Source organism: Metabacillus sp. 22489 (assembly GCF_052044855.1).
GTDB lineage: Bacteria > Bacillota > Bacilli > Bacillales > Bacillaceae > Metabacillus > Metabacillus niabensis.
Genome location: NZ_JBQENT010000031.1, coordinates 38,914 through 61,450, shown reverse-complemented (window position 1 = coordinate 61,450; position 22,537 = coordinate 38,914). Strand labels below are relative to the sequence as shown.

General features: G+C 33.7%; 18 protein-coding genes and 1 riboswitch. Of the genes, 8 read left to right on the top strand and 10 right to left on the bottom strand.

The annotated features are described in order from the left end of the window. Positions 1–157 precede the first annotated feature (157 nt). Entirely contained in the window at positions 158–901 is a 744-nt protein-coding gene (locus tag ACTJJ9_RS17240) for a L,D-transpeptidase family protein (protein WP_145584354.1), read from the bottom strand. Between the two features lie 689 nt (positions 902–1,590). Here ACTJJ9_RS17240 and ACTJJ9_RS17235 point away from each other — a divergent pair. After that, on the top strand, positions 1,591–3,303 hold the full coding sequence (locus ACTJJ9_RS17235; protein ID WP_440768776.1) for a methyl-accepting chemotaxis protein: 1,713 nt from the start codon (positions 1,591–1,593) through the stop codon (positions 3,301–3,303). Between the two features lie 183 nt (positions 3,304–3,486). Here the strand turns inward: ACTJJ9_RS17235 and ACTJJ9_RS17230 are convergent, their stop codons facing one another. Then, the gene (locus ACTJJ9_RS17230) at positions 3,487–4,362 is read right to left on the bottom strand and encodes a helix-turn-helix domain-containing protein (RefSeq protein WP_145584358.1); all 876 of its coding nucleotides are present in this window, start codon (positions 4,360–4,362) and stop codon (positions 3,487–3,489) included. Positions 4,363–4,504: 142 nt separating this feature from the next. Between ACTJJ9_RS17230 and ACTJJ9_RS17225 the strand changes: the two genes are divergently transcribed. Continuing rightward, the gene (locus ACTJJ9_RS17225) at positions 4,505–6,799 is read left to right on the top strand and encodes a glycoside hydrolase family 127 protein (protein ID WP_145584360.1); all 2,295 of its coding nucleotides are present in this window, start codon (positions 4,505–4,507) and stop codon (positions 6,797–6,799) included. 49 nt (positions 6,800–6,848) lie between these two features. Here ACTJJ9_RS17225 and ACTJJ9_RS17220 read toward each other — a convergent pair whose 3' ends face one another. After that, positions 6,849–8,618: a methyl-accepting chemotaxis protein gene (locus ACTJJ9_RS17220; RefSeq protein WP_145584362.1), complete on the bottom strand. Its 1,770-nt coding sequence runs from the start codon at positions 8,616–8,618 to the stop codon at positions 6,849–6,851. A 316-nt stretch (positions 8,619–8,934) separates the two neighbouring features. Between ACTJJ9_RS17220 and ACTJJ9_RS17215 the strand changes: the two genes are divergently transcribed. Next, a complete protein-coding gene (locus tag ACTJJ9_RS17215) occupies positions 8,935–9,471 on the top strand; it encodes a nitroreductase family protein (RefSeq protein ID WP_145584365.1) in 537 nt (178 codons plus the stop codon). Between the two features lie 124 nt (positions 9,472–9,595). Next, entirely contained in the window at positions 9,596–10,177 is a 582-nt protein-coding gene (locus ACTJJ9_RS17210) for a YitT family protein (RefSeq protein ID WP_145584367.1), read from the top strand. 3 nt (positions 10,178–10,180) lie between these two features. On the opposite strand, the gene ACTJJ9_RS17205 is transcribed toward ACTJJ9_RS17210, so the two are convergent. Then, on the bottom strand, positions 10,181–11,395 hold the full coding sequence (locus tag ACTJJ9_RS17205) for an MFS transporter (protein WP_145584385.1): 1,215 nt from the start codon (positions 11,393–11,395) through the stop codon (positions 10,181–10,183). 42 nt (positions 11,396–11,437) lie between these two features. After that, the gene (locus ACTJJ9_RS17200; protein ID WP_095301829.1) at positions 11,438–11,947 is read right to left on the bottom strand and encodes a DUF3231 family protein; all 510 of its coding nucleotides are present in this window, start codon (positions 11,945–11,947) and stop codon (positions 11,438–11,440) included. A gap of 275 nt (positions 11,948–12,222) precedes the next feature. Between ACTJJ9_RS17200 and ACTJJ9_RS17195 the strand changes: the two genes are divergently transcribed. Beyond that, entirely contained in the window at positions 12,223–12,762 is a 540-nt protein-coding gene (locus ACTJJ9_RS17195; RefSeq protein ID WP_095301830.1) for an NfeD family protein, read from the top strand. Between the two features lie 11 nt (positions 12,763–12,773). Beyond that, positions 12,774–14,306, top strand: a complete 1,533-nt coding sequence (locus ACTJJ9_RS17190; RefSeq protein WP_095301831.1) for a flotillin family protein — start codon at positions 12,774–12,776, stop codon at positions 14,304–14,306. Between the two features lie 92 nt (positions 14,307–14,398). Here the strand turns inward: ACTJJ9_RS17190 and ACTJJ9_RS17185 are convergent, their stop codons facing one another. Then, positions 14,399–15,223 carry an STAS domain-containing protein gene (locus ACTJJ9_RS17185; RefSeq protein ID WP_145584371.1) on the bottom strand — a complete coding sequence of 275 codons (825 nt, stop codon included), beginning with the start codon at positions 15,221–15,223 and terminating at the stop codon, positions 14,399–14,401. Between the two features lie 330 nt (positions 15,224–15,553). On the opposite strand from ACTJJ9_RS17185, the gene ACTJJ9_RS17180 reads away from it, so the two are divergent. Then, positions 15,554–16,825 (top strand): DEAD/DEAH box helicase, encoded by a 1,272-nt coding sequence (locus ACTJJ9_RS17180; protein ID WP_186324291.1) that lies wholly within the window; start codon positions 15,554–15,556, stop codon positions 16,823–16,825. A gap of 63 nt (positions 16,826–16,888) precedes the next feature. Here the strand turns inward: ACTJJ9_RS17180 and ACTJJ9_RS17175 are convergent, their stop codons facing one another. From ACTJJ9_RS17175 to ACTJJ9_RS17160, 4 genes are all read right to left on the bottom strand, one after another. Continuing rightward, a complete protein-coding gene (locus tag ACTJJ9_RS17175; RefSeq protein WP_255452004.1) occupies positions 16,889–17,017 on the bottom strand; it encodes a hypothetical protein in 129 nt (42 codons plus the stop codon). A gap of 127 nt (positions 17,018–17,144) precedes the next feature. Next, positions 17,145–17,513: a hypothetical protein gene (locus ACTJJ9_RS17170; protein WP_145584375.1), complete on the bottom strand. Its 369-nt coding sequence runs from the start codon at positions 17,511–17,513 to the stop codon at positions 17,145–17,147. A gap of 161 nt (positions 17,514–17,674) precedes the next feature. After that, a complete protein-coding gene (locus ACTJJ9_RS17165; protein WP_145584377.1) occupies positions 17,675–18,739 on the bottom strand; it encodes a DUF5105 domain-containing protein in 1,065 nt (354 codons plus the stop codon). Positions 18,740–18,860: 121 nt separating this feature from the next. Further along, positions 18,861–19,388 carry an STM3941 family protein gene (locus ACTJJ9_RS17160; protein ID WP_145584379.1) on the bottom strand — a complete coding sequence of 176 codons (528 nt, stop codon included), beginning with the start codon at positions 19,386–19,388 and terminating at the stop codon, positions 18,861–18,863. A 340-nt stretch (positions 19,389–19,728) separates the two neighbouring features. Continuing rightward, a riboswitch (cobalamin riboswitch) is annotated at positions 19,729–19,926 on the top strand. Positions 19,927–20,077: 151 nt separating this feature from the next. Between ACTJJ9_RS17160 and metE the strand changes: the two genes are divergently transcribed. Then, complete coding sequence (gene metE / locus ACTJJ9_RS17155; RefSeq protein WP_145584381.1) at positions 20,078–22,363, top strand: 5-methyltetrahydropteroyltriglutamate--homocysteine S-methyltransferase; 2,286 nt, start codon at positions 20,078–20,080, stop codon at positions 22,361–22,363. Positions 22,364–22,537: the final 174 nt, after the last annotated feature.

The window sequence follows — 22,537 nt, the reverse complement described above, 5'->3', positions numbered from 1 at the left end:
TCCAAGATTTCCATTCAAATATTCGGTAACAATCTTTATTTTAAATTCCTCACTATATTTGGCCATAATAATACCCCCAGAAGTTAGATTTATTACTCTAACTTCTGGGGGTCGGTACCAATACGTTAGAGGCTTTTTTTGCTGATATCTATATAAGCTATTGTTTTACTAGTACTTTACTTGTTTGTGGGCCAACGATCCCATCTGCTAGTAATCCATGCTGCATTTGGAAGTCGATAACTGCTTGTTCAGTTTGTTTGCCAAATATTCCATCAACTCCACCTGTATTGTACCCAAGGTTTGTTAGCTGTTTTTGAATTTCACGTACAGCTGCTCCTCTAGCTCCATACTTCAAGAAATCAGATTTTTCTCCGTTTACACTATCACTATTAGTATGGTAACCAATTGAAGCAGCGATTGATTCGAAAGATTGTGAGGAGCTAGTAATATGAACCTTTGTATTTACGGATACGCGATCATATAACCATTCGATTTCAGCATCATGCATTCTAATACATCCATTACTAGCATATGTCCCAATTGAATCAGGATTATTATTACCGTGAATCGCGTATATATCTCCGTTCGTACCTCTAGCATTAATTCCTAACCAACGATTACCTAATGGGTTATTTGGATCTCCTCCTGCTATATTACCTGAATAATAAGGTCTATTTTTAATTTTATTGACAATCTGAAAGGTTCCTTCGGGAGTATAGGAAGGTTTTTTTCCAGTAGCAATACGGAATTGTTTAACTAAAATGCCATTTTCAAAGAAAGCTAATTGATTCGTTGACTTATTAATAATAATTAAGTCACCTTCTATTGCTTTTGCTTTAGGACTAATTACAAGAAAAAGTGCAATAAGGGAAACTGTACAAATCAACAATAATTTTTTCATTATACAACCTCGTTTTAAGTTTTATAGTAAAAAATGAATATATTAACAAAATTTCATGTAATTGTTAGTCGACAACACTCATTATTTTATTACAAATTTCTTATACTAAAAGTTAAAAAAGGCATAGTATCTTTTCATTAGCAAAATGAAAATGATTAATTCGAATTATTAAATAATCGGAAAAAATCTCTATTCGTTACTTTCCTCCTATCAATATTTTTTTGAAAACCAAATGAAAACGTTAAAAATAATAGAAAATATCTAATATTCTATAAACTGGAAAAGTAAAATTGAACACAAAGTTATATGTAATTAATTAAAGAAATAGAAGGGGTCTTACAAATAATAGATTTATTGTCTATATGGAATTCGGAGAAACTCGGGTTAGATTTTTCATATTATCTAATGGGAGATAATCTGTATGTAAATTCATGTCTATATCGTATTTAAGAAATATTTTTTGGACAACAAACGAATAAATAAACACAAGAAACTGGATTTTAGTATGAGATTGTAAAAATCCGGTTTTTTATGCTTATTTAAAAAATTGCAGAACTAAATCTTTAAATTCCTAAGTCATCTCCGCAGAAGTTGGTAATTTCGACCATTGCAAATAGGTACTAAAATATTCGAAATATAAAACCGATATATAGTTTATATAAAATTAGAAAAGGAGACATCAAGAAACAATGAAATTTATCAACAACATGAAGACTAGTAGAAAACTATTATTATTAATTGTTATTACTCTGCTGGCATTAGGCGTAGTGGGATGTGTTGGCTTTAAATACATGAAGGATATGGCAAAGGGGTCAGACATCATTTACAATGAGCATTTAAACCCGATAAAAGATTTAGGAGAAATTAGAGTAAACAATAGAGCTATAGATGCCTATACATTGGAGTTAATGTTGACGGAAAATACTGAAGAAAATCAAGCTTTATTAAATCAAATTGAAGAAAATAAACAATCTAATAAAGAGCTAATTACCAAATATGAAAAAGTAAGTAAGTTTTCTGAGCAAAAAGAACTTTTAGAAAAATACAATGACAATTTACGTGCATACCAAGAAGCAAGGCAAGATGTTTTAGATTTAGCAGCATTAAACAAAAATAATGAAGCTTATCAATTGTTTAAGGATACTGTTGAGGAGAAAAGGACAGCAGTCAATAATACAATCGGTGAGATTCAAGCTTATAATGAAGAGCTTGCAGGTAAGATTCAAAAAGAAAATAATGAAAAGTTACAGCTTGCTAAAATAATATTGGTTACCGTTATTATCATTAGTGTTTTATTGTCTGCATTCATCGGTTTTATCATAACAGGAAAGATCGTAAACCCGATTAACGAAATAAAGTCATTGATGTCAAAAGCGGAACAAGGGGATTTTACAGTTGCTGGGACTTATCAGTCGAAGGATGAAATTGGACAACTCGTTCAATCGTTTAATAATATGTTATTAGGTATAAGGGGAGTCATCAAAACAATTAGTGATACATCTGAAATGGTTGCAGCTTCTTCAGAGGAATTAAGTGCAAGTGCAGAACAAAATAGTCGTGCAAGTGAGCATATTTCTTCAACAATTCAAGAACTTGCAACAGGTATGGACAACCAGGTTCGCTCAATTGAAGAAAGTGTTGAAGTCATGAATGAAATGGAACATTATTCTGAACAGATTTCTAAAAAAGCTGATGATATGTCTAGTAATGCAAATCAAACTGCAGAGATATCTAATGATGGTAAGAGAGCTATAGAAAAAGTAAAAAACCAAATGACCGCTATTAATTCAAATGTAATTGGATTAGAATCATCGATAAATGGACTGAGTGAACGTTCCTTAGAAATTGGTCGTATAAATGAAGTGATTACTACGATTGCTGCTCAAACGAATTTATTAGCATTAAATGCAGCAATTGAAGCAGCTAGAGCAGGTGAGCATGGAAAGGGATTTGCTGTTGTAGCAGATGAAGTTCGAAAATTAGCTGAACAATCAGCCGAATCAGCTGAACAAATTACTCAATTAATAAATGTGATTCAAGCAGATACAAATCAAACATTATTGTCTATGACGAAGACGACAAAAGAAGTTGAGGAAGGGATTATTGTTGTTGATGAAGCAGGCAGTTCTTTTGAAAAGATTGAAAACTCAATAACAGGAGTTGTATCACAAATTAATGATGTATCAGAAGCGATAAGCCGTCTTTATGCTGGTACGGTTGAAGTAGCAACGTCTATTAAACATGTGAAAAATATTGCAATACAATCTGCTGCAAGCAATCAAAATGTATCGGCGGCAACTGAAGAACAGCTTGCCTCAATGGAGGAAATTGAATCTTCTGCCTCAACTCTTGCACAAATGTCGGAAGAATTACAGTTGTTAATTAAAAACTTTAAAATATAATGAAAAGGGAGAATGGAGCTCTAGGGCCTCACTCTTCCTTTCTTTATGGAGTCAAACAAGTGAAGAGAAGTAATCTAGTAATTTAATTTTGGGCATTTCTATTGAGAATCATTTAATCCAAACATAAGAATTATAGGGTATTTAAAAAATATTCCTGTCTTTTAAGCATTGTTCATCCTTTTATTAACTTCGATATGTTTGGTTTAAGTAGGTAGTTGGAGCTACTCCTGTTATCCGCTTAAACACACGACTAAAATAAAACGGATTGGAAAAGCCGAGCTGGTCACTAACTTGAGAAATATTCACTGATTCGTTTTTTAATAGTTTAATCGCATGTTCAATGAGGAGCTCGTCCTGAAATTGTGTAATACTCTTTCCGGTTTCTTTTCGGAATAAAGTTGATAAATAAGCGTAGTTCATACCAAGCTCATTAGCAATTTCGGTACTGCTCATTTTTCTAGTTGAATTGCTGATAAATAAATCGACCATTTTTTGAACAATTCGATTTTGTTTAGATGATTTTAATTCTTCAAATTTATGAGCGTATAAATCAATGAAAAATTCAAAGGTAAGTACAGATAGAGTTAGCGGTCTGATAGGATGTGGTAATAAATATCGATCAACAAGTTTTTTTAATTGTAATTCTGTATACTCGGGGTTACTAACAGTACCTTTCTTAGGAAGTTTAATTTGTGAGGCATAAGTTTCTTCTAAGATTAAGGATGAATGCTGGTAGTATTGTGAATATTCAATCGGATTGTTTTCTTCATTTAAATATGGAGAATCATAAAAATGAATATAAAACCATTCTGTACCAGGACTATATAAAGAACCACCCCAATGCGGAATATTTTTTCTGAGAAAAAGATATGTTCCTTCATAAAGATTGTACTCAACACCATCTTCAAATACTTGTATATGCCCCTTTTTAACATAGACAAATACATTTATTTTCTCCATTAATCTGTCAGGATGTCCACTAGCTCCGTCTATATCAGTCATATGGCCAATTTCTCTTATTAATGGAAGAGAATTTGAATAGATGCTTATTTCATGCATATTAACGTATCCATCCTCTCTTTTTTCTTGATTATAGCAAAAAAACAAAAAATAAGATATGTAATATGCTAATCTGTGAATTCCGTTTCCATGCTTTTCGTTCCATAATATTAAACAAGAACAAGTTTAGGAGGACATCTAGATGGAAAAAGTATCATTATTAAATGGGATGTTTAAAGATTCACAAGAAAAAGGTATGGAGTATTTGCTTTACTTAGATGTAGACAGACTGATTGCCCCATGTTATGAAGCAGTTGGGAAATCTCCAAAAAAGCCGAGATATGGGGGATGGGAATCTACTGGTATAAGCGGACATTCGATTGGTCATTGGCTTTCAGCTGCCGCAACAATGTATTCTTTGACGTCAAACGAACAATTAAAACAAAAGCTGGATTATGCAATTGAAGAATTGGAAATAGTTCAATCATTTGATGATAAAGGATATGTTAGTGGTTTTTCTCGATCGTGCTTTGATCAAGTATTTACTGGGGAGTTTGAAGTGGATAATTTCAGCTTAAGTGGTGGCTGGGTACCATGGTATAGCATTCATAAAATTTATGCGGGTTTATTAGATACATATAATCTTACAGGAAATGAAAAGGCACTTGCTATCGTAATAAAGCTCGCGGATTGGGCGAAAAATGGTACAGATCAACTTACTGATGAGCAATTTCAAAAAATGCTAATTTGTGAGCACGGTGGAATGAATGAAGCAATGGCAGATTTGTACATGATTACAAAGAACAAAGATTATTTAGAGCTTGCTAAAAGGTTTTGCCATCAATCCATTTTACAACCTTTGGCTAACGAGGTTGATGAACTTCAAGGTAAGCATGCTAACACGCAAATACCAAAAGTCATTGGTGCTGCAAAATTATATGAGATAACGGGAGATAAAACGTACAAGAAAATGGCTCAGTTTTTCTGGAAACAAGTTACTAGACACCGTTCCTACGTTATCGGTGGAAATAGTATTAATGAGCATTTTGGTCCAAGCGATACAGAAGAGCTTGGGATTACGACTACAGAAACCTGTAATACCTACAATATGCTAAAGCTTACAGAACATCTTTTTCATTGGTCACAGGATGTTGAATACATTGATTATTATGAAAGGGCATTATACAATCATATTCTTGCATCACAGGATCCGGATTCAGGGATGAAAACTTATTTTGTTTCAACACAACCAGGTCATTTTAAAGTTTATTGTTCTCCTGATGAGTCTTTTTGGTGTTGTACAGGGACGGGAATGGAGAATCCTGCAAGATATACGAGAAATATATATTATTTAAAACAAAATGATTTGTTTGTTAATTTATTTATTGCTTCTGAAATTAAACTACCTGAACAAAATATTCACTTGAAACAAGAAACGTCATTTCCGGAATCTGACAAAATCAAACTAATCTTTGAACATGCAAAACAACAACAAATAACACTACATATTCGCGTACCTAACTGGACTGCAGGTCCGGTAATTGTAACAGTAAATAATGAAAAGAAATTTGTTAGTACAGAAAATGGATATATAAAAATAGATGAAAAATGGAACTCAGGAGATGTGATTGAAATCGAGCTTCCGATGAACTTGTATTTGTCTCCATCTAAAAGCGATCCGTTAAAGGCTGCAATTTTATATGGCCCAATTGTATTAGCAGGTGCTTTAGGAACAAAAGACTTTCCAAAAACTGATATTTTAGCTGATCACCTATCATTAAACAATCATCCATTAATTGATGTACCAGATATAGTTACTGACGATAAGGATTTGTTAAATTGGATAAAGCGTGTAGAGAATCAACCTTTAGAATTTATTACAGATGGAGTTGGCCAACCTGGAAATGTTTCAATAAAGCTAATTCCTTTTTATAAACTTCATCATCAACGTTATACAATATATTGGAATATTATGGATAAAGAGACGTACCAAACATTTGTTGATAAAGAAAAGGAGGAACAAGCTAGATTAAGAGAAATAACAATTGATGTTGTTAATCCACATGAACAACAGCCAGAGGTTGAACACGGAATAAAGAAGAAAAATTCAAGATCCGGATATTTAAATCTCTTTAATAAAGGGTGGAGAGATAGCATTAATGAAGGGTATTTTAGCTATGAAATGAAAGTGGAACAGGGGCAAATGTATTTGCTTGTTACCTATAGCGGAAATGATACAACGTTACATGAGAATGGAAAAGCATATCAACGAGACTTCTCGCTGTTAATTGATGGCACAGTAATCGCTCATCAAACATTGAAAGCAAATCAACCAGGGAAGTTGTTTGATGAATGTTATCCAATTCCACTCTCACTTACAAATGGAAAGAAGAAGGTTGAAGTCAAATTTGTATCAAAAGAAGGAAAAGTGGCAGGTGGGGTGTATGGACTTAGAATGATTAACAATATAGAAGGCTTGAATAGAGATAAAAGATAAATTAGATACAAGAAGGGGCAGTTGCGAATTAGCGACTGCCCCTATCTGTTTATAGCTTGAAATTATCGACAATATTCCTTAGCTCCTCGGCCTGATTGGATAATTGCGACACAGAATGAGTGATTTGTTCCATTGCAGCTGAACCCTCCTCTGAGGCTGCTGCAGTTGATTCAGTATTCGAAGCGGTTTCATTTGTAATTTTAATAACCTGATTGAACGATTTTGCAACTTCTTTGCTTAGTTTCAATGTTTCTTGGATATGCTCAACCATTTCGTTAACAACGACAGTCGTCCGTTTTGTTTGATTGATTATATCCTCTAAAGAGGAATTAGTTTGGTTTGTCATTTCTACTCCTGATATAACCTCAATTACTCCTTGCTGATTTTGTTGGACTATGTTTTTAACTTCTTGTTGAATCGAGAGAATGATATCTTTCACACTATGTGCAGCTTGTTGAGATTGCTCAGCTAATTTTCTCACTTCATCCGCAACGACTGCAAAACCTTTTCCATGCTCACCAGCACGTGCAGCCTCAATAGCAGCATTAAGTGCTAAAAGATTAGTTTGTTGGGCAATATCTGTAATTGTTCCTATTATTGAAGTGATTTCATTCGATTTTTTACCTAATGCTTCTACAGTTTGACTAGTATTTGACATAATTTCTTCTAGAGACATAATTTTTTCAGATGAAGCCTGCACTGTTTCTCCACCTTTTTGGGCAACAAGAAGCATTTCAGTTGAATTAGCTTTTACGATTTCAGCTTGGTTATTTAAGAAATGAGCTGCTTCTTCAAGACTGCTCATTTTTTCTGACGATAGATTCATTTTAGATTTTGTCGCATCACTTCCAGCGGCAATTTCACTAGATGTTGCTGCAATTGTATTGATTGTCGTAGAGGTTTCCTCTGCAGAAGCTAGTAATTCCTGACTGGTTGCGGTTACATTTTGTGCCATTAATGAAACCTGTCGAACTAAACCAGCGATACTATCGATTAATTTATTTGTATCATTTGCTAAACCACCAAGTTCATCCTGTTTGTTTATTTCAATTCGTTTTGTCAAGTCACCACCTGCATTGGCAATTTCAACAATTGATTCGCTGATTTTTGTAACATTTTTCCTAATACCTCTAGATATACTAATTGAAAACAATATGGCTAAAACAATTGCAAACAGTGTTAAGCTAATTGTAACGACTTTAAAAATAGAAACCTGTTGATTCAGTGCATCTATTCGATTAGCTTGTATTTCCTTTTGTTCCGATATAATTAATTCTACCTGGGTTTGAATCGCCTCCATAAATGCGGTACCTTCACCAGCTTCTACAATTGATGCTGCTGCTTCAAGCCCCTCTAACTTCCGAGTATTCACAAGAGAATCCGCATATTCAAGCCAACTTTCATAATTTTCTTTAATAATTGATAGCTTTTCTAGCTGTTTATTATTATCTTTAAACAATTCTTGTAAAATATCATATTCTTCTGTGAATTCGTATTTACCATTTTCAAATGGATAAATTAAATCGGTAAGACCTGTAATGACAAAGCCTCTTTGACTTGATTCCATTCTAAGTAAAATCTCGGATAAATCTTGTGAACTTCGATTAATTTCTAAGTCATTTTCAATTAAATAATCAATCTCTTTATCTAGGTGTGTCATATTTGTGTAGGAAATAACTGCGGAAACTAATAATACAAATGATAACATCCCAAAAGATAATGTAATTTTTCCACGAATCGTTTTTAAGTAGCTTTGTGATTTGTTTTTCTCTACATTTGATTTTCTTTTTCTCCCTTTTTTAGATTGCTTTCTGTCCAAGTTTTATCCCCCTCCAAAACGTAAGGCTTTTTTACTAATTAATATAGATATTAATAGTTAACATTTATATTTATATTAAACTGAATTCCGCTTTTTTGCTAGTCTTTATGGAAAAATTGTTAATTTTTTGATAAAGAAAAAGTGTGAAATATCTAGAAAAGAGTAACAAAAGGCTAGTCTTATATACCTATGAGGTGACAAAGAATATAATCCTTTTTATTGGTTTATTTTGAAAGCGGAATATATATTTTGAATACAATTTGCTAAAATAATAGTGGTATAAAATGTATGTGAATCTACATAGGAGGGAATTTAGATGGAATTTAATGAAGTTGTCGCTAATAGACGAGAGATTACAAGTTTTTTAACCAAACCAATTCCTTATGATGTACTAGAACGGATTTTATCCTCTGCTTATTTAGCACCAACAGGTAATAATTTGCCTTCTCGTGAATTTATTGTCGTTAACGATAAAGAAATGCTCCAAACACTATCTAAAACTACACCTTACGTATCTTGGTTAAATGAAGCAAGTTTCGCAATTGTAATTACTGGTCGACCAGATGTAAGTAAATATTGGATTCAAGACTCCTCCATTGCAAGTAGCTTTATTTGGCTTTCAGCTGTAAATGAAGGTATAGGATGTGCTTTTGGAGCAGTATTGAATACGACAGATGAAAAAGAGTCTGAGCAAAGAGAAACGTATGTAAAAGAAGCTTTAGCTATTCCCTCTAATCGAAGAGTTTTGGCAATCTTAGGATTAGGTTATCCAAATGAAAAACCAAAGGAAAAGGTTTTACCTGAAATGTCTGAGATTATATACTATGGGAAGTTTGGTGAAAACGAAATCTAATTGATAAGTTAGGATGCAAATTAATGCATCCTTTTTTTATTTGCTCGATCATAACTTGTACTATTTAAGAATAGAATAAAATCAATGAAAGACTATGTGGTGAAATAAAAATCAGGATGGGATTATGAAAAATTTTATCATGAAAGCAGGTTTTGTTTTAGCAGGCGGTATTACACAAGGTATGGGGATGGGATTTTTTTTATTTCCTCACGCGATTCCATCAGGGGGTGCGGGTGGTCTAGCGGTTTTAATTAATTATTTTTTTGATATTAATATGGGGCTTGCATTGTGGATTGTGAACTTTTCAATGCTTCTTCTCGCAATAAAGTATCTTGGGAATAGCAGTACAATTTGGACAATGGTAGGGATGACGATTACTTCCCTTTCCGTTTATTTTTTTCAAACTGTCATTAATTTATCTGTAGGAAACATTTGGACAGACCTATTGTTAGGTTCTATTTTTCTAGGAATCGGTATAGGGCTCTTATTAAGAGAAGGCGTCTCCAACGGAGGAGTTGGAGTTATCGCCTTAATTTTTGCAAATTCAAGAGGTATATTACCAGGTAAAACATTATTTTGGATGAATGGATTCATCTTTATTATCATTGCTTTTATTGTACGTTGGGAAATCATTTTACAAGCGTTAATTAGTCAATGGATTTCGACGAAAATGGTAGATAGAGTCTTTCGTTATCGAAAAACTTAATATTTACACATAATTATATCTGAATGACTCTTTTTTCTTTCCTTTTGGATCCTTTTCCACATGAATTAATGTTATGGCTAACAAGCCTGCAATAAGAGTTAATATCGCTACGGATAAAAACATTCCAGTTCTAGACCATTCTAATAGACGAGTAAAAACTGGTGGCCCAATCGCGACACCGAGAAAACGAACTGAACTATATAATGATGTGACAAATCCTCGCCTTTCCTTACCTACTGAACCTGTAATAAGACTGTTAATACAAGGTAATACAAGACCTGTTCCGACACTACTTATGACAAGCACAAGAAGAAAGGGGAATAACTTTTCAACCAAAATTAATAATCCATATGAAATTGTCATGAGAGTAAGTCCTAGAACAATTAATCTCTTCATCAACAGCATATTCTTCCCAATTTTACTTCCGGTAATATAAGAGGTTGTTACCATCACTAATAATGGAATTGCTAATATTAACCCTTTTACAACTCCGTCAATCTTATATGTCTTTTCGAGGACATCAGATAAATAAAAGAGGATTCCGAATAATGTAAAAAGGCAGATAGAACCAGCTAAGTAGACAGTGAATAACCATCTACCTTCATATTTAAAAACAGACAATAATCCTCTAACGTATTTTTCAAAGGGAGGGGGAGCTTGTCTATTTCTTTTCTCCTTTATAAAGATCCAAGTAAGAATTACGGAAACTAAAACAATTGCAGGAAAGGCAAAGAATACTGAATACCAAATTAATAGTCCTAATAAAGAACCTAAAATAGGGGATAAGACCTTTCCTAAACCATTAGATGCTTCAACGATTCCTAGGACCCTGCTTTGCTCTCCACCTTTAAATAAATCACCAGTAAGCGCCATGGCAATTGGCATACTTCCTGCTGCACCTATCCCCTGCAAAGTTCGTCCGATTAATATCCATAAAAACGGATTGGAAAATTTCCAAGCTGCAAAACCAGCGAGCAAACCACCTAAACCGTATAAAATAAGCGCAGGAATGATAATGATCTTTCTTGAAAAACGATCAGATAAATAACCTAATATTGGAATGAAAAATGCTGCAACAACTGAAAAAACGGTAATTGTTAAGCTAACTTGCATTTGTGATATATTCAAACTGGATTTCATTTGCGGCAAGATAGGTATGAGCATTGAGTTCCCTAATGTCATAATAAGGGGGATTGAACCAATTGCTGTTATGGTCATTCCGTTACTTTTAGCCACTCTCACACACCCTTTATATTTTATTTAAGTTGCAGATTTAACCATTAATGGTGGTGGGACGAGCCAACCTTTTTCTTTGCTTATTTTTAATAATTTTGCTTCGTACTCTGTTCGCTGTACTAAAAATTCATCGAACATTGTTGCGATATCCTCTCGAATGGCACTACTAGAAACATAACTAAAAAACATTTTTCCTGACATAAGTTCCTTTTGAACAAGAATAGCTATTTCAGGATCATTAAAACGTGCTCCAGCAGGAATATCCTCGACATGAACATCGGGACGGCCCGGGGGTGCAGGAGGTAGCCTAATGCCATTTTGCTTTAAGATTGCCTCTGTTTGTTGTTCTTCCTGTTTAAAGCAATTTTCCATTAAATCCTCTAAAAACACTTTTAAATCATGGTCTCCAGCATGATTATCTAGTATTTGCAAAGATACAAGGGTACCTTTTGTTGCAAAGAGGTGTGACCATAGATTATAAATTTCACCGGAATGAAGGGGTTCTTCTTGTGGCTTACCACTTAAAATGCCCACTAACACGACCTCCTGTTTGTTTGATTTAGCTTTTATATTCTTTCATAAAAATAAGAAATTTATGTCCTTCCTTTTTCAGGAAAGAGTGTTAGTTAGTGATTCAAGATCACAAAGATATATATTTTTTCATGGTAAGGAAAATTCAGCTAATAATGGAACTTTTTCCATTTTAAAACGTATTAAAGATGAAAGGTCATAAAGAACATTTGATACATACTCATGCAGGATAAACACAATTTTCTTTATGAATAGACAATTTTGGAGGGGGTGATATAGTGGATTTCTTTGGTCTATCGATTGAATCGATCTATTTAATTACACTTATTGTAGTAGGTTCGATTACTGTACTGTTTATCTTATTTGGTAACGGTCTTATAGATGTATCAGATGCTGGAGGGGTATTAAATCCTACGATAATTTTGTCCTTTATTACAATTTTTTCAGCATCTGGGTATTTATTTGAAATGTTTACACCGATTTCGAGCATGCTTATTTTATTGTTTTCTTTGCTTATTGCTCTTATTCTTGTCACAATTCTTAATATTTTCATTTTAATACCATTATCTAAGGCGGAGGAATCCTTAGTTTATTCCTCAAATTCATTAAAGGGAAGGGTAGGTAAGGTGATTACTCCGATTCCGTTAGATGGATTTGGTGAAGTGGTTTTAACAGATAAGAGTGGAACAATTGCAAAATCAGCAGTCAGCTTTAATCAAGAAGAAATAAGCGAAGGAGTAAACGTACTTGTAATTGATGTTCAAAAAGGAGTTCTTCATGTGACTCCATATGAGCAATCAACTCATTATAATTTATAGGGGGAGTTTTTATGACATTACTATTATCAGTTATTGGAGTAGTTGTATTTCTGTTAATAGCATTAATAGCTATCTTTATTACGAAGTATCGTACAGCTGGACCTGATGAGGCACTGATTGTAACAGGGAGTTATTTAGGTAGTAAAAATGTCCACGTTGATGAATCAGGAAATAAAATTAAAATCATTCGCGGTGGCGGTGCCTTTATATTACCAGTTTTTCAACAAGCTGAGCCTTTAAGCTTATTATCAAGTAAATTGGATGTAACGACACCTGAGGTATATACAGAACAAGGTGTGCCTGTTATGGCGGATGGAACAGCAATTATTAAAATTGGTGGCTCGATTGAAGAAATTGCAACTGCAGCAGAGCAATTTTTAGGCAAGAAAAAAGAAGACAGAGAGAATGAAGCTCGCGAAGTACTTGAAGGTCACTTACGGTCGATTTTAGGGTCGATGACAGTCGAGGAAATCTATAAAAATCGTGATAAATTTTCTCAAGAAGTTCAAAGAGTTGCAACACAGGATTTAGCAAAGATGGGACTTATTATCGTATCTTTTACAATCAAGGATGTTAGAGATAAGAATGGGTACTTAGATTCATTAGGGAAGCCAAGAATTGCCCAAGTAAAGCGAGATGCTGATATCGCGACTGCAGAAGCAGAAAAAGAAACACGAATTAAGCGGGCAGAGGCGAGTAAAGAAGCGAAAAAATCTGAGTTAGAGCGTGCAACAGAAATCGCAGAAGCCGAAAAAGAAAACCTTATGAAAATGGCCGAGTATCGAAGAGAGCAGGATATTGCCAAGGCACGTGCAGACCAAGCATATGACCTCGAAACGGCTAGAGCTAAGCAAGAAGTAATGGAACAAGAAATGCAAGTAAAAATCATTGAGCGTCAGAAACAAATTGAATTAGAGGAAAAGGAAATTCAGCGTCGTGAACGTCAATATGATTCAGAAGTGAAAAAGAAGGCAGACGCTGACCGTTATGCAGTAGAACAGGCAGCATCTGCAAATAAAGCAAAAGAAATCGCACAGGCTGATGCAAACAAATATCGCATTGAAGCGATGGCAAAAGCTGAAGCCGAAAAAGTAAGAATTGATGGATTAGCAAAAGCGGAAGCAGAAAGAGCCAAAGGGGAAACAGAGGCAGAGGTCATTCGTTTGAAAGGTCTAGCGGAAGCTGAAGCTAAGCGAAAAATTGCTGAAGCATTTGAACAATATGGTCAGGCGGCAATTCTTGATATGGTTGTTAGAATGCTCCCTGAATATGCTAAACAGGTTGCAAGTCCATTAGCCAATATCGATAAACTTACTGTCGTTGATACTGGAGGAAATGGCGAGAATGGCGGAGCAAATAAGGTCACTGGATATGCAACAAATTTAATGAGTTCTTTACAGGAATCGTTGAAGGCATCATCTGGAATCGATGTGAAGCAATTACTTGAAAATTTCTCAGGCAAGGGAAATATTCGAGAGAGCATTGATCAGCTTTCAAATGACTTAGTTAAAAGTGAGAAAGTAGAAGATAAGGAAATTGGTTAAAAACGTAATATGAATTGAACGGGCAGAACTTTACATGTTCTGCCTTTTATAATATGAAAAGTTGAAGAAAAGTTATGTTTACAAACTTCCCCTTAATTTGTCTTAATAATTTTCAAATCAATACTTGATAATGCTGTTGGTAAATCAGCAAATGTTGTAATGCCTGTAAAATCAACTCCGATTGAGATTATGGTCTGAGCGATCTCTGGACGAATACCAGTGATAATTGTTTCTACACCAAGCAATCTTAAGGCAGAAATTACTTTGAACAAATTATCTGCAACCATTGTATCAATGATAGGAACACCAGTTACATCTAATATCAAATATTCAAGCTTTAATTTGGAACATTCCTCCATCGTTACTTCTAAAACAAGTTGTGAGCGATGAGTATCAATTTCTCCAATTAACGGAACGACTGCAACATTTTTGTTAATCGGGACAACAGGAACAGATAATTCTTCAAGTGCGGTATATGCAATCTTCATTAAATTATTGTTATGCTCTTGATAGACATTTCCATATTCTGCACTAATTTCGTCGAGTAAAGGGTCGATAATTTTACTTACGTCAAGCATTGTAATTGCCGCAAACTGTTGTTGTTCCAATTCCTCAGTAAATACGTCCCAAATCACTGTTCGATAATAAGCTAACGATCTTAATGCAGTAGTGAGAGTCGTATTATCGACTAAAAAGCTTGCTTCATTATGAGCCCATTCAATTATCTCATTTGAGACATCCTGATTATCAATTAATGATTTACCTAATAATTCAATTAATTTAGATGAACTTTCATTTCTGCTTTCTTCCAATGTTTCATTCGTTAATAAATTTGCTTGTAGCTGTGTAACATTAGCAGCTAACACTGTCTTGTTTTTCATGATTTTTTGACCAATATAATTTAGTTCATCCTTCATTTTTCCAACTCCCTAAACAATATGTACCTTATATTATGATAACATAATTAAATAAATTGAAATGGCTTTAAAATAGCGGAACTTGAATTTTATACTTAAAGTTGCTCGAATACATGGGGGAGTGTTGGATTTCTATAAAGTAAATAGGCAAAGTGAAATTCTATGTTGCCCGAATGAGTCAAATAATAAAGGGAGGATAAATTTTTATTTACTACAAATAAAAAAACAATAAATATAAGGATATATCTAAAACTGTCTGTCAAATACTATTAAATATGCTATAGTTATTTGATTACAAATATAAATGAAGTAGAAATGAGATGTGATATTTTGTCAGATTTTATCAATTTAGGAGTTCGTAAAGAAATAAATCATACATTAAAGTCATTAGGAATTGTAGAACCAACAGCGATTCAAAAGCTTGTGATTCCCACAATACTTGCTGGTAAGGATGTAATCGCTCAAGCACAAACAGGTACTGGAAAGACTCTCGCTTTTGTATTACCAATCCTAGAGCGGATTAATGTTGATAATCATGAAATACAAGCACTTATTCTGACACCTACAAGAGAATTAGCCCAACAAATTTCGAAGGAAATTAAAATCCTTCTTGAGAATTTGGAAGGCATTCAAGTCTTAACAGTGTATGGTGGTCAAGATGTCGCCCATCAATTAAAAAAGTTAAAAGGGGTCCAGCATATTGTTGTTGCAACTCCAGGGAGATTATTAGATCATATTCGTCGACAATCAGTGGACTTATCAACAGTTCAAATGCTTGTTTTAGATGAGGCAGATCAAATGTTACATATGGGATTCCTCCCAGAAGTGAATGAAATTATAGTTGAAACATTATCATCGAGACAAACTTTACTTTTTTCTGCAACAATGCCACAAGAGATACGGTCACTTGCAAAAAAATATATGGTAAACCCTGAAACAATCCAAGTAAAGGCAAAAAATATTACACTTGATGAAATTAAGCAAGTTGTTATTGAAACTACTGACCGTAGAAAGCAAGCAACATTATTACACTTATTACAAGAGCAGCGTCCGTTTTTAGCAATTATTTTTTGTCGAACAAAAATCCGTGCGAAAAAGCTAAACGAAGCATTAATTGCAAATGGTTATGAGTCAGATGAATTACATGGCGATTTAACACAGGCGAAACGTGAAAAAGCAATGAAAAGATTTCGGGATGCGAAGATTCAGCTTTTAGTTGCAACAGATGTTGCAGCACGAGGACTTGATGTAGAAGGAGTAACACATGTTTTTAATTATGATATTCCTCACGATGTAGAGAGTTATATTCATCGAATTGGTCGAACTGGTCGAGCTGGGGGAGAAGGGGTTGCTTATACATTAGTAGCACCTAAAGATTTTGACTTTCTAACAATGATCGAAAAAGGGATTAAACATCGTTTGGAGAAACAAATTATAGAAGGGATAAGCGTACCTAATAAGGAAGATATTAAGACACCAAGAAACCCCAAAACTAGCAAGGATAATTTCAATTCTTCTTTATTAAATGGTAAAAGAAAAACAGGGCGTGAAAAAACGAAGCATCGCTCTAGTAATGGAAGAAGTAAAAGGAAAAATCGATAAATTTGAAGGAAGGAGTCACAATATAAACCGTGTTAGGTACTTAATATTGTGACTCCTCTAATGTTATTTTTTATTTTGTAAGTCTTTTTTCGTTATGTTACTTCTAATCGTAATATCCTTAGAAAATTCAGTATCTCGTTGATTATGTGGATACTTATTTTGACGTTCACGGTTATCGTTACGGTTCGTCATATTTTTTCCCTCCCCTTTAATTGAAGCACTTTTAGTATGAACAAGGATAGGAAGAAATACTAAAGAAGTAATTGGAAGTAGTAGGCATGCTTACTCTAGCTTATAAATTCGTTTACGGTTCTACAGTTTAAAAACCGCCTTCAGCTGGGGAAAAAGGTATATTTAACCGATTTTCAACTGCTCGAAGCCGTTGATTTAATCGGTTTAAACGTCTAGTATGCTGTTCAATACGATTGGTTAGTTCGCGATTTATGCGATCTACCTCTTGATTTAGCCTATTATGTTCTTGGTTTAGTCTTCTAAGTTCATTATTTAATCTTGTTAATTCTCTTGTTTGACGTTCAGATTGACGCTCAAGGGCTGCAACACGTCTTTCTAAAGCAGGCTGTCTCGTATCATCGTACATTTCTGGTTGCTGATAATATTCTTGTTGAGGATAATAGTACATGCTTTCTTGTTGTGGTACGTATTCATAATAATAACCATATGGATTCATGAAGGACTCTCCTTTTTTGTAAATAATATGAAATCCATATAAGTCTATGTAGGTTTTTGCGGAGTGTGAAGGCTTTTGCCTAGGTTGTAACAATCAAAATAATGTCTTTAAAAAAAAGAAAGAGAGCAAAAATTCGCTCTCTAGATTGATTATGTTTTTAATTAGTCAAATTTCAAAAATGGTAAGGAAATATCTTGTGAACGGTAATCACTCGCATCGAGCACCCATTTGTCTTTTCCTGATTTTTTCAATTGAAGTTCTACTGTTACTTCACTTGTAGATGGTTTCATAGTAGCAAATTCCTTTGCCATTTCATCAAAAACAAATTTTTGCAATTCCATTTCAGTCGCTTGTTGATTTTTACTCACATAATCTTCAGCTTTCTTTTGGAGTGAAGGTTGCATAGATGGTACATCAAGTGGTGAGGCAGTTAATTCAACAATTGCTGTATCTTCACTTATAGTTTTTGTTACAGTTTGCGCTTTTACTTTTTCTTTTAATGCAGCCTTCATGGACTTGACTAAATTAAATAAGCTTTGTTTATCAATTTGATCTTCTGAAATATAAGCTGTGCTCATGAAACCTTCGATAATTGCATCATCAAACTCTCTAACTAGAGCTTCTTTATCTTCTCCAACTAAAGTCTCGAACTCTGGGCTTTCACCATTGTAAAATAAAACATCTATGTAAGCTGAGAGAGCTTTTGCAGGATTTTGTAAATCTTCAGCCGTTTCTAATAACTTTTCATCTTTACCATCAATATCAAACTCAATTACTTCCTGTTCTTTTTCATATTGTTCAGTAGATGAATAAACTAATTGATAATCTTCACCTTTATCAACTAAAAAGTATAAACTTCCTTCAAGCTTTTTACCTTTACTAAGTGTTGCATATTTTAATACTGAATTATAGTCTTCAGGCTCTGATTCACCTGCCATTGTGTCACCTTGATAAAGAACGAAATTATTGTTGTCAACATCTAATGGATCTTTACCATTATTCGTAACGGAAATATCAATTTTTAATGCCAACTGGTCATCTGATGCATTATCATATTCTGAAGGTAATGTGTATTCCACATTATCGATACTAATATCGGCTACCTTTGCTTTTTCTTTCTTTTTATCTTCGCCACCTGATTCTTCCTTACTAGTTGAGCTTGATGAACATGCAGCAGCAAACGTTGTAAGTAAAATTAAAGATAAAATCATCATAAATTTTTTCATTATTGCGTCCTCCTAATTATCTTTTGAATACAACATTTTCCATGATATATAATTTATCCGAATTATGGAATAGGAGGAAAATCCTGAATGTCTACAAAAGATGAGTATTTTTTACTATATTCTACAAATTTTGACCTTCCTCAATTTGGATTAAAATAGGGATTTCATATTTTTCAAGAGCTTCAAAAAACTCATTTTCGTTTTTTAAATAAGATAAGGAAATATTAAAAGGTGGGAACCCCATTCTTTGATTAAGACCGACTAATTTTCTTGCACGACCAGATAATTTATCAATATAATGTTCCTCGTTTTTTAGAATAATACCTAGAAATCTACTCATCTGATATTTATAAGGGACAAAGCCTTCAAAGTCTTCCCAAGGTACAAACCCTGGATTTCCTGGACCGTTCAGTGTTATTCCATTTTTCGAAAGGATAACAATCGGTTCATGTTTTATGAGTCGTTTCAATATTGTATATGTACATAGGATTAAAATAATGGCCAATATAAAGGTAAAAATCATCATAAATATCTCTTCACCTGATAGTGCGAGAATAATAGCAAAATAGAAAGATCCGATTGTTAAAAGCGTCAAGAAAATAAATGCCAATACCATTTTTGTTTTAGAATTATAAAATTTTTCTTCCAATGGTGTACCTCCATTATAAGTAAATATTCATCACAACAATTTTTCAAAATCGTTGTGATCATTTAGTCAAACCATATAACATTATAGCAATCCAAAATGGAATTTTTTACAGTATAGAAATAATCAGGAAAAATGTCTTAGTAAAAAGTTTTGTACATAGTAATTAATTACTATGAATTTATTTATATAAAATATTTAATTAGATTCATCATTCTAATTTTGTGTGTTGAATTGCATAATTTCTATAAACATATAAAAGTAATTTTTCAATTAAGAAAAAGCCTTGATAAAAGGATAAAAATAATATAAAGTAAATCCATGTTTGAAAAGTTTAAAATTTTATAATGTTCAGTTAATAGGTGTTAAAAGTATTTGTTGCTTTTAACTTAAAAGGGAAGTTCGGTGTAAATCCGACACGGTCGCGCCACTGTAATGGGGAATTTTGTATCAAACCACTGTTACTCATTTATTTGAGAACGGGAAGGGATACAAAATGATGAGTCTAAGTCAGGAGACCTGCCTATTAAATGCACTTGTACCTACGCGTAATAGGGAGGAGTGATGGTCATATGTTGAATCAGTTTTTATATTTCAACTCCAGCTAACTATGGAATTTGACGATCAATCCCTCTCATCATTTTGAGAGGTTTTTATTTTCATACTAAACATAGAAGAGGAGTACATGAAATATGATAAAAAGTTCAAATATTGGTTATCCAAGAATTGGAGAAAATCGGGAATGGAAGAAGACGTTAGAACTCTTTTGGTCCGAACAAATGAGTGAAGAGGAATTTGAGAAAGAAATGAAACAGATTCGTTTATCGCATTTGAAAAAACAACAAGATAAAGGAATCGATCTCATTCCTATTGGAGATTTTAGTTATTATGATCATGTATTAGATACTGCAGTTATGTTTAATCTTATTCCTGAACGTTTTAAAACAACGAACGGAAAATTATCATTAGTTAACTATTTTGAGATTGCAAGAGGTAGTAAAGGCAAAGTTGCTTCTGAAATGACGAAATGGTTTAACACGAATTATCATTACATCGTTCCGGAACTAAACAAAGTGGAACCAAAATTAATGGAGAATAGACTTGTTCATTTGTTCAATGAGGCGAAGGAAGAATTAGGTATATATGGGAAGCCAGTTATTGTAGGGCCGATTACTTTGTTATCATGCTCAAAAGGTTTTACAAACGAACAAAGAGCTTCTTTGTTACAATCTCTTATTCCGTTATATATTGAAGTATTTACAGAACTTAGAGGTGCCGGAGCTGAATGGATTCAAATTGATGAACCAATTTTAGTGAAGGATGTCAAAGAGGAAATTGTTAACGAATTACAGCTTGTATATTCAGCTTTCGCGCAAAATGTTCAAGATGTGAATCTAATCATTCAAACTTATTTTGAAAGTACAGAATACTATAAAGAACTCATTAACCTTCCAGTAGCGGGAATTGGTCTTGATTTTGTTCATGATGCAGGCGCAAATCTCAAGCTTCTTGAAAAATACGGCTTCCCTAATGAAAAATATTTATTTGCGGGGATTATTGATGGGAGAAATATTTGGAAGTCTAAATTGGTGGATAAATTCGATTTTGTAAAGGAACTTTCAAATAAAATTGGTGAAAATCGTATGTTTTTACAGCCATCATGTAGTTTACTTCATGTTCCTGTTACAGTGAAAAATGAACAACAGCTCGAATCTCAAATAAGAGATGTTTTAGCATTTGCAGATGAAAAATTAGATGAAATCGCATTACTTACTCATGTTTTTACGGAAAAACAGCAGATTGATGATTTAGAAAATTATGATAAAGTTATTCATTCTTTTAAAGAGTCTGCTTATCGAAATGTTGAGCATATTCAGGAAGCGATAAATAATCTTGAACACTATTCAAGTTCTCGAATATCTGTAGAGAAGCGAAAGCAAATCCATGAAGAGAAGTGGAAGTTACCACTTTTACCAACGACAACGATAGGAAGCTTTCCGCAAACAAAGGAAGTCAGAAAACAAAGATTAAAATGGAGAAAAGGTGAACTATCCGATAAGGACTATGAACAATATATTCAAAGTGAAATTAAAAAATGGATAACTATTCAAGAAGAAATAGGATTAGATGTTCTAGTTCATGGTGAATTCGAACGGACAGATATGGTTGAGTTTTTTGGGGAAAAGCTTGAAGGAGTTGCGATCACAAAGAATGGATGGGTTCAATCATATGGATCCCGATGTGTGAAACCGCCTGTTATTTTTGGGGATGTATACTGTAAACAGAATATGACAGTTAAAGAAACTGTTTATGCACAATCCTTAACAGATAAGCCTGTAAAAGGGATGTTAACAGGACCTGTCACAATTATAAATTGGTCCTTTGTACGTGATGATATTAGTCGGACTGATGTAATGAATCAGGTAGCATTAGCAATTCGAAGTGAAGTTGAAGCTTTAGAGAAGCACGCTATAACAATGATTCAAGTTGATGAAGCAGCATTACGAGAGGGGTTACCATTAAAACAGGAAAAAACAGAAGCGTATTTAAATGCTTCAGTTTATGCCTTTAAACTAGCAACTTCTTCGGTAAAACCTGATACACAGGTACATACTCATATGTGCTATTCGAATTTTGATGATATTATCCATGCGATTGATGCCTTAGATGCCGATGTTATTTCTATTGAAACATCAAGGAGCCATGGAGAGCTCATCACTTCCTTTGAAGAGCATCATTATAATAAAGGTATTGGCCTAGGTGTATATGATATTCATAGTCCGCGCGTTCCTACAATAGAAGAAATAACGCAAAATATTAAACGAGCACTCGAGGTTCTTGATTATCGAGCATTTTGGGTAAATCCTGATTGTGGATTGAAAACACGTGGAGAAGCTGAAACAGTTGCTGCATTAAAAGTAATGGTAGAAGCTGCACATCAGTATCGAGTAAAAATTCAGTCATTAGAGACTGTTTAAGCGTAAAATATAATTTGTAACCATTTGGCACTGATACTTCTGTATCAGTGCTTTTTTATTAGCTGTTTTTCAGAGCTAGATTATATTTCTCTCTAAGGTTTTCTTTTAGACACACTTTATAATGAGATTTCTATCAAACGGGGCTCTCATAGATGATCCTTGGATATAGGTTTT

What these genes read in the sequence shown, in the direction of transcription:
- ACTJJ9_RS17225 (WP_145584360.1), top strand. Translation starts at nt 4,505, where the DNA reads ATGGAAAAAGTATCATTATTAAATGGGATGTTTAAAGATTCACAAGAA.
- ACTJJ9_RS17175 (WP_255452004.1), bottom strand. Translation starts at nt 17,017, where the DNA reads ATGACGAACCGTAACGATAACCGTGAACGTCAAAATAAGTATCCACAT.
- ACTJJ9_RS17230 (WP_145584358.1), bottom strand. Translation starts at nt 4,362, where the DNA reads ATGCATGAAATAAGCATCTATTCAAATTCTCTTCCATTAATAAGAGAA.
- ACTJJ9_RS17205 (WP_145584385.1), bottom strand. Translation starts at nt 11,395, where the DNA reads ATGACCATAACAGCAATTGGTTCAATCCCCCTTATTATGACATTAGGG.
- metE (WP_145584381.1), top strand. Translation starts at nt 20,078, where the DNA reads ATGATAAAAAGTTCAAATATTGGTTATCCAAGAATTGGAGAAAATCGG.
- ACTJJ9_RS17165 (WP_145584377.1), bottom strand. Translation starts at nt 18,739, where the DNA reads ATGAAAAAATTTATGATGATTTTATCTTTAATTTTACTTACAACGTTT.
- ACTJJ9_RS17235 (WP_440768776.1), top strand. Translation starts at nt 1,591, where the DNA reads ATGAAATTTATCAACAACATGAAGACTAGTAGAAAACTATTATTATTA.
- ACTJJ9_RS17210 (WP_145584367.1), top strand. Translation starts at nt 9,596, where the DNA reads ATGAAAAATTTTATCATGAAAGCAGGTTTTGTTTTAGCAGGCGGTATT.
- ACTJJ9_RS17185 (WP_145584371.1), bottom strand. Translation starts at nt 15,223, where the DNA reads ATGAAGGATGAACTAAATTATATTGGTCAAAAAATCATGAAAAACAAG.
- ACTJJ9_RS17215 (WP_145584365.1), top strand. Translation starts at nt 8,935, where the DNA reads ATGGAATTTAATGAAGTTGTCGCTAATAGACGAGAGATTACAAGTTTT.
- ACTJJ9_RS17190 (WP_095301831.1), top strand. Translation starts at nt 12,774, where the DNA reads ATGACATTACTATTATCAGTTATTGGAGTAGTTGTATTTCTGTTAATA.
- ACTJJ9_RS17240 (WP_145584354.1), bottom strand. Translation starts at nt 901, where the DNA reads ATGAAAAAATTATTGTTGATTTGTACAGTTTCCCTTATTGCACTTTTT.
- ACTJJ9_RS17170 (WP_145584375.1), bottom strand. Translation starts at nt 17,513, where the DNA reads ATGAATCCATATGGTTATTATTATGAATACGTACCACAACAAGAAAGC.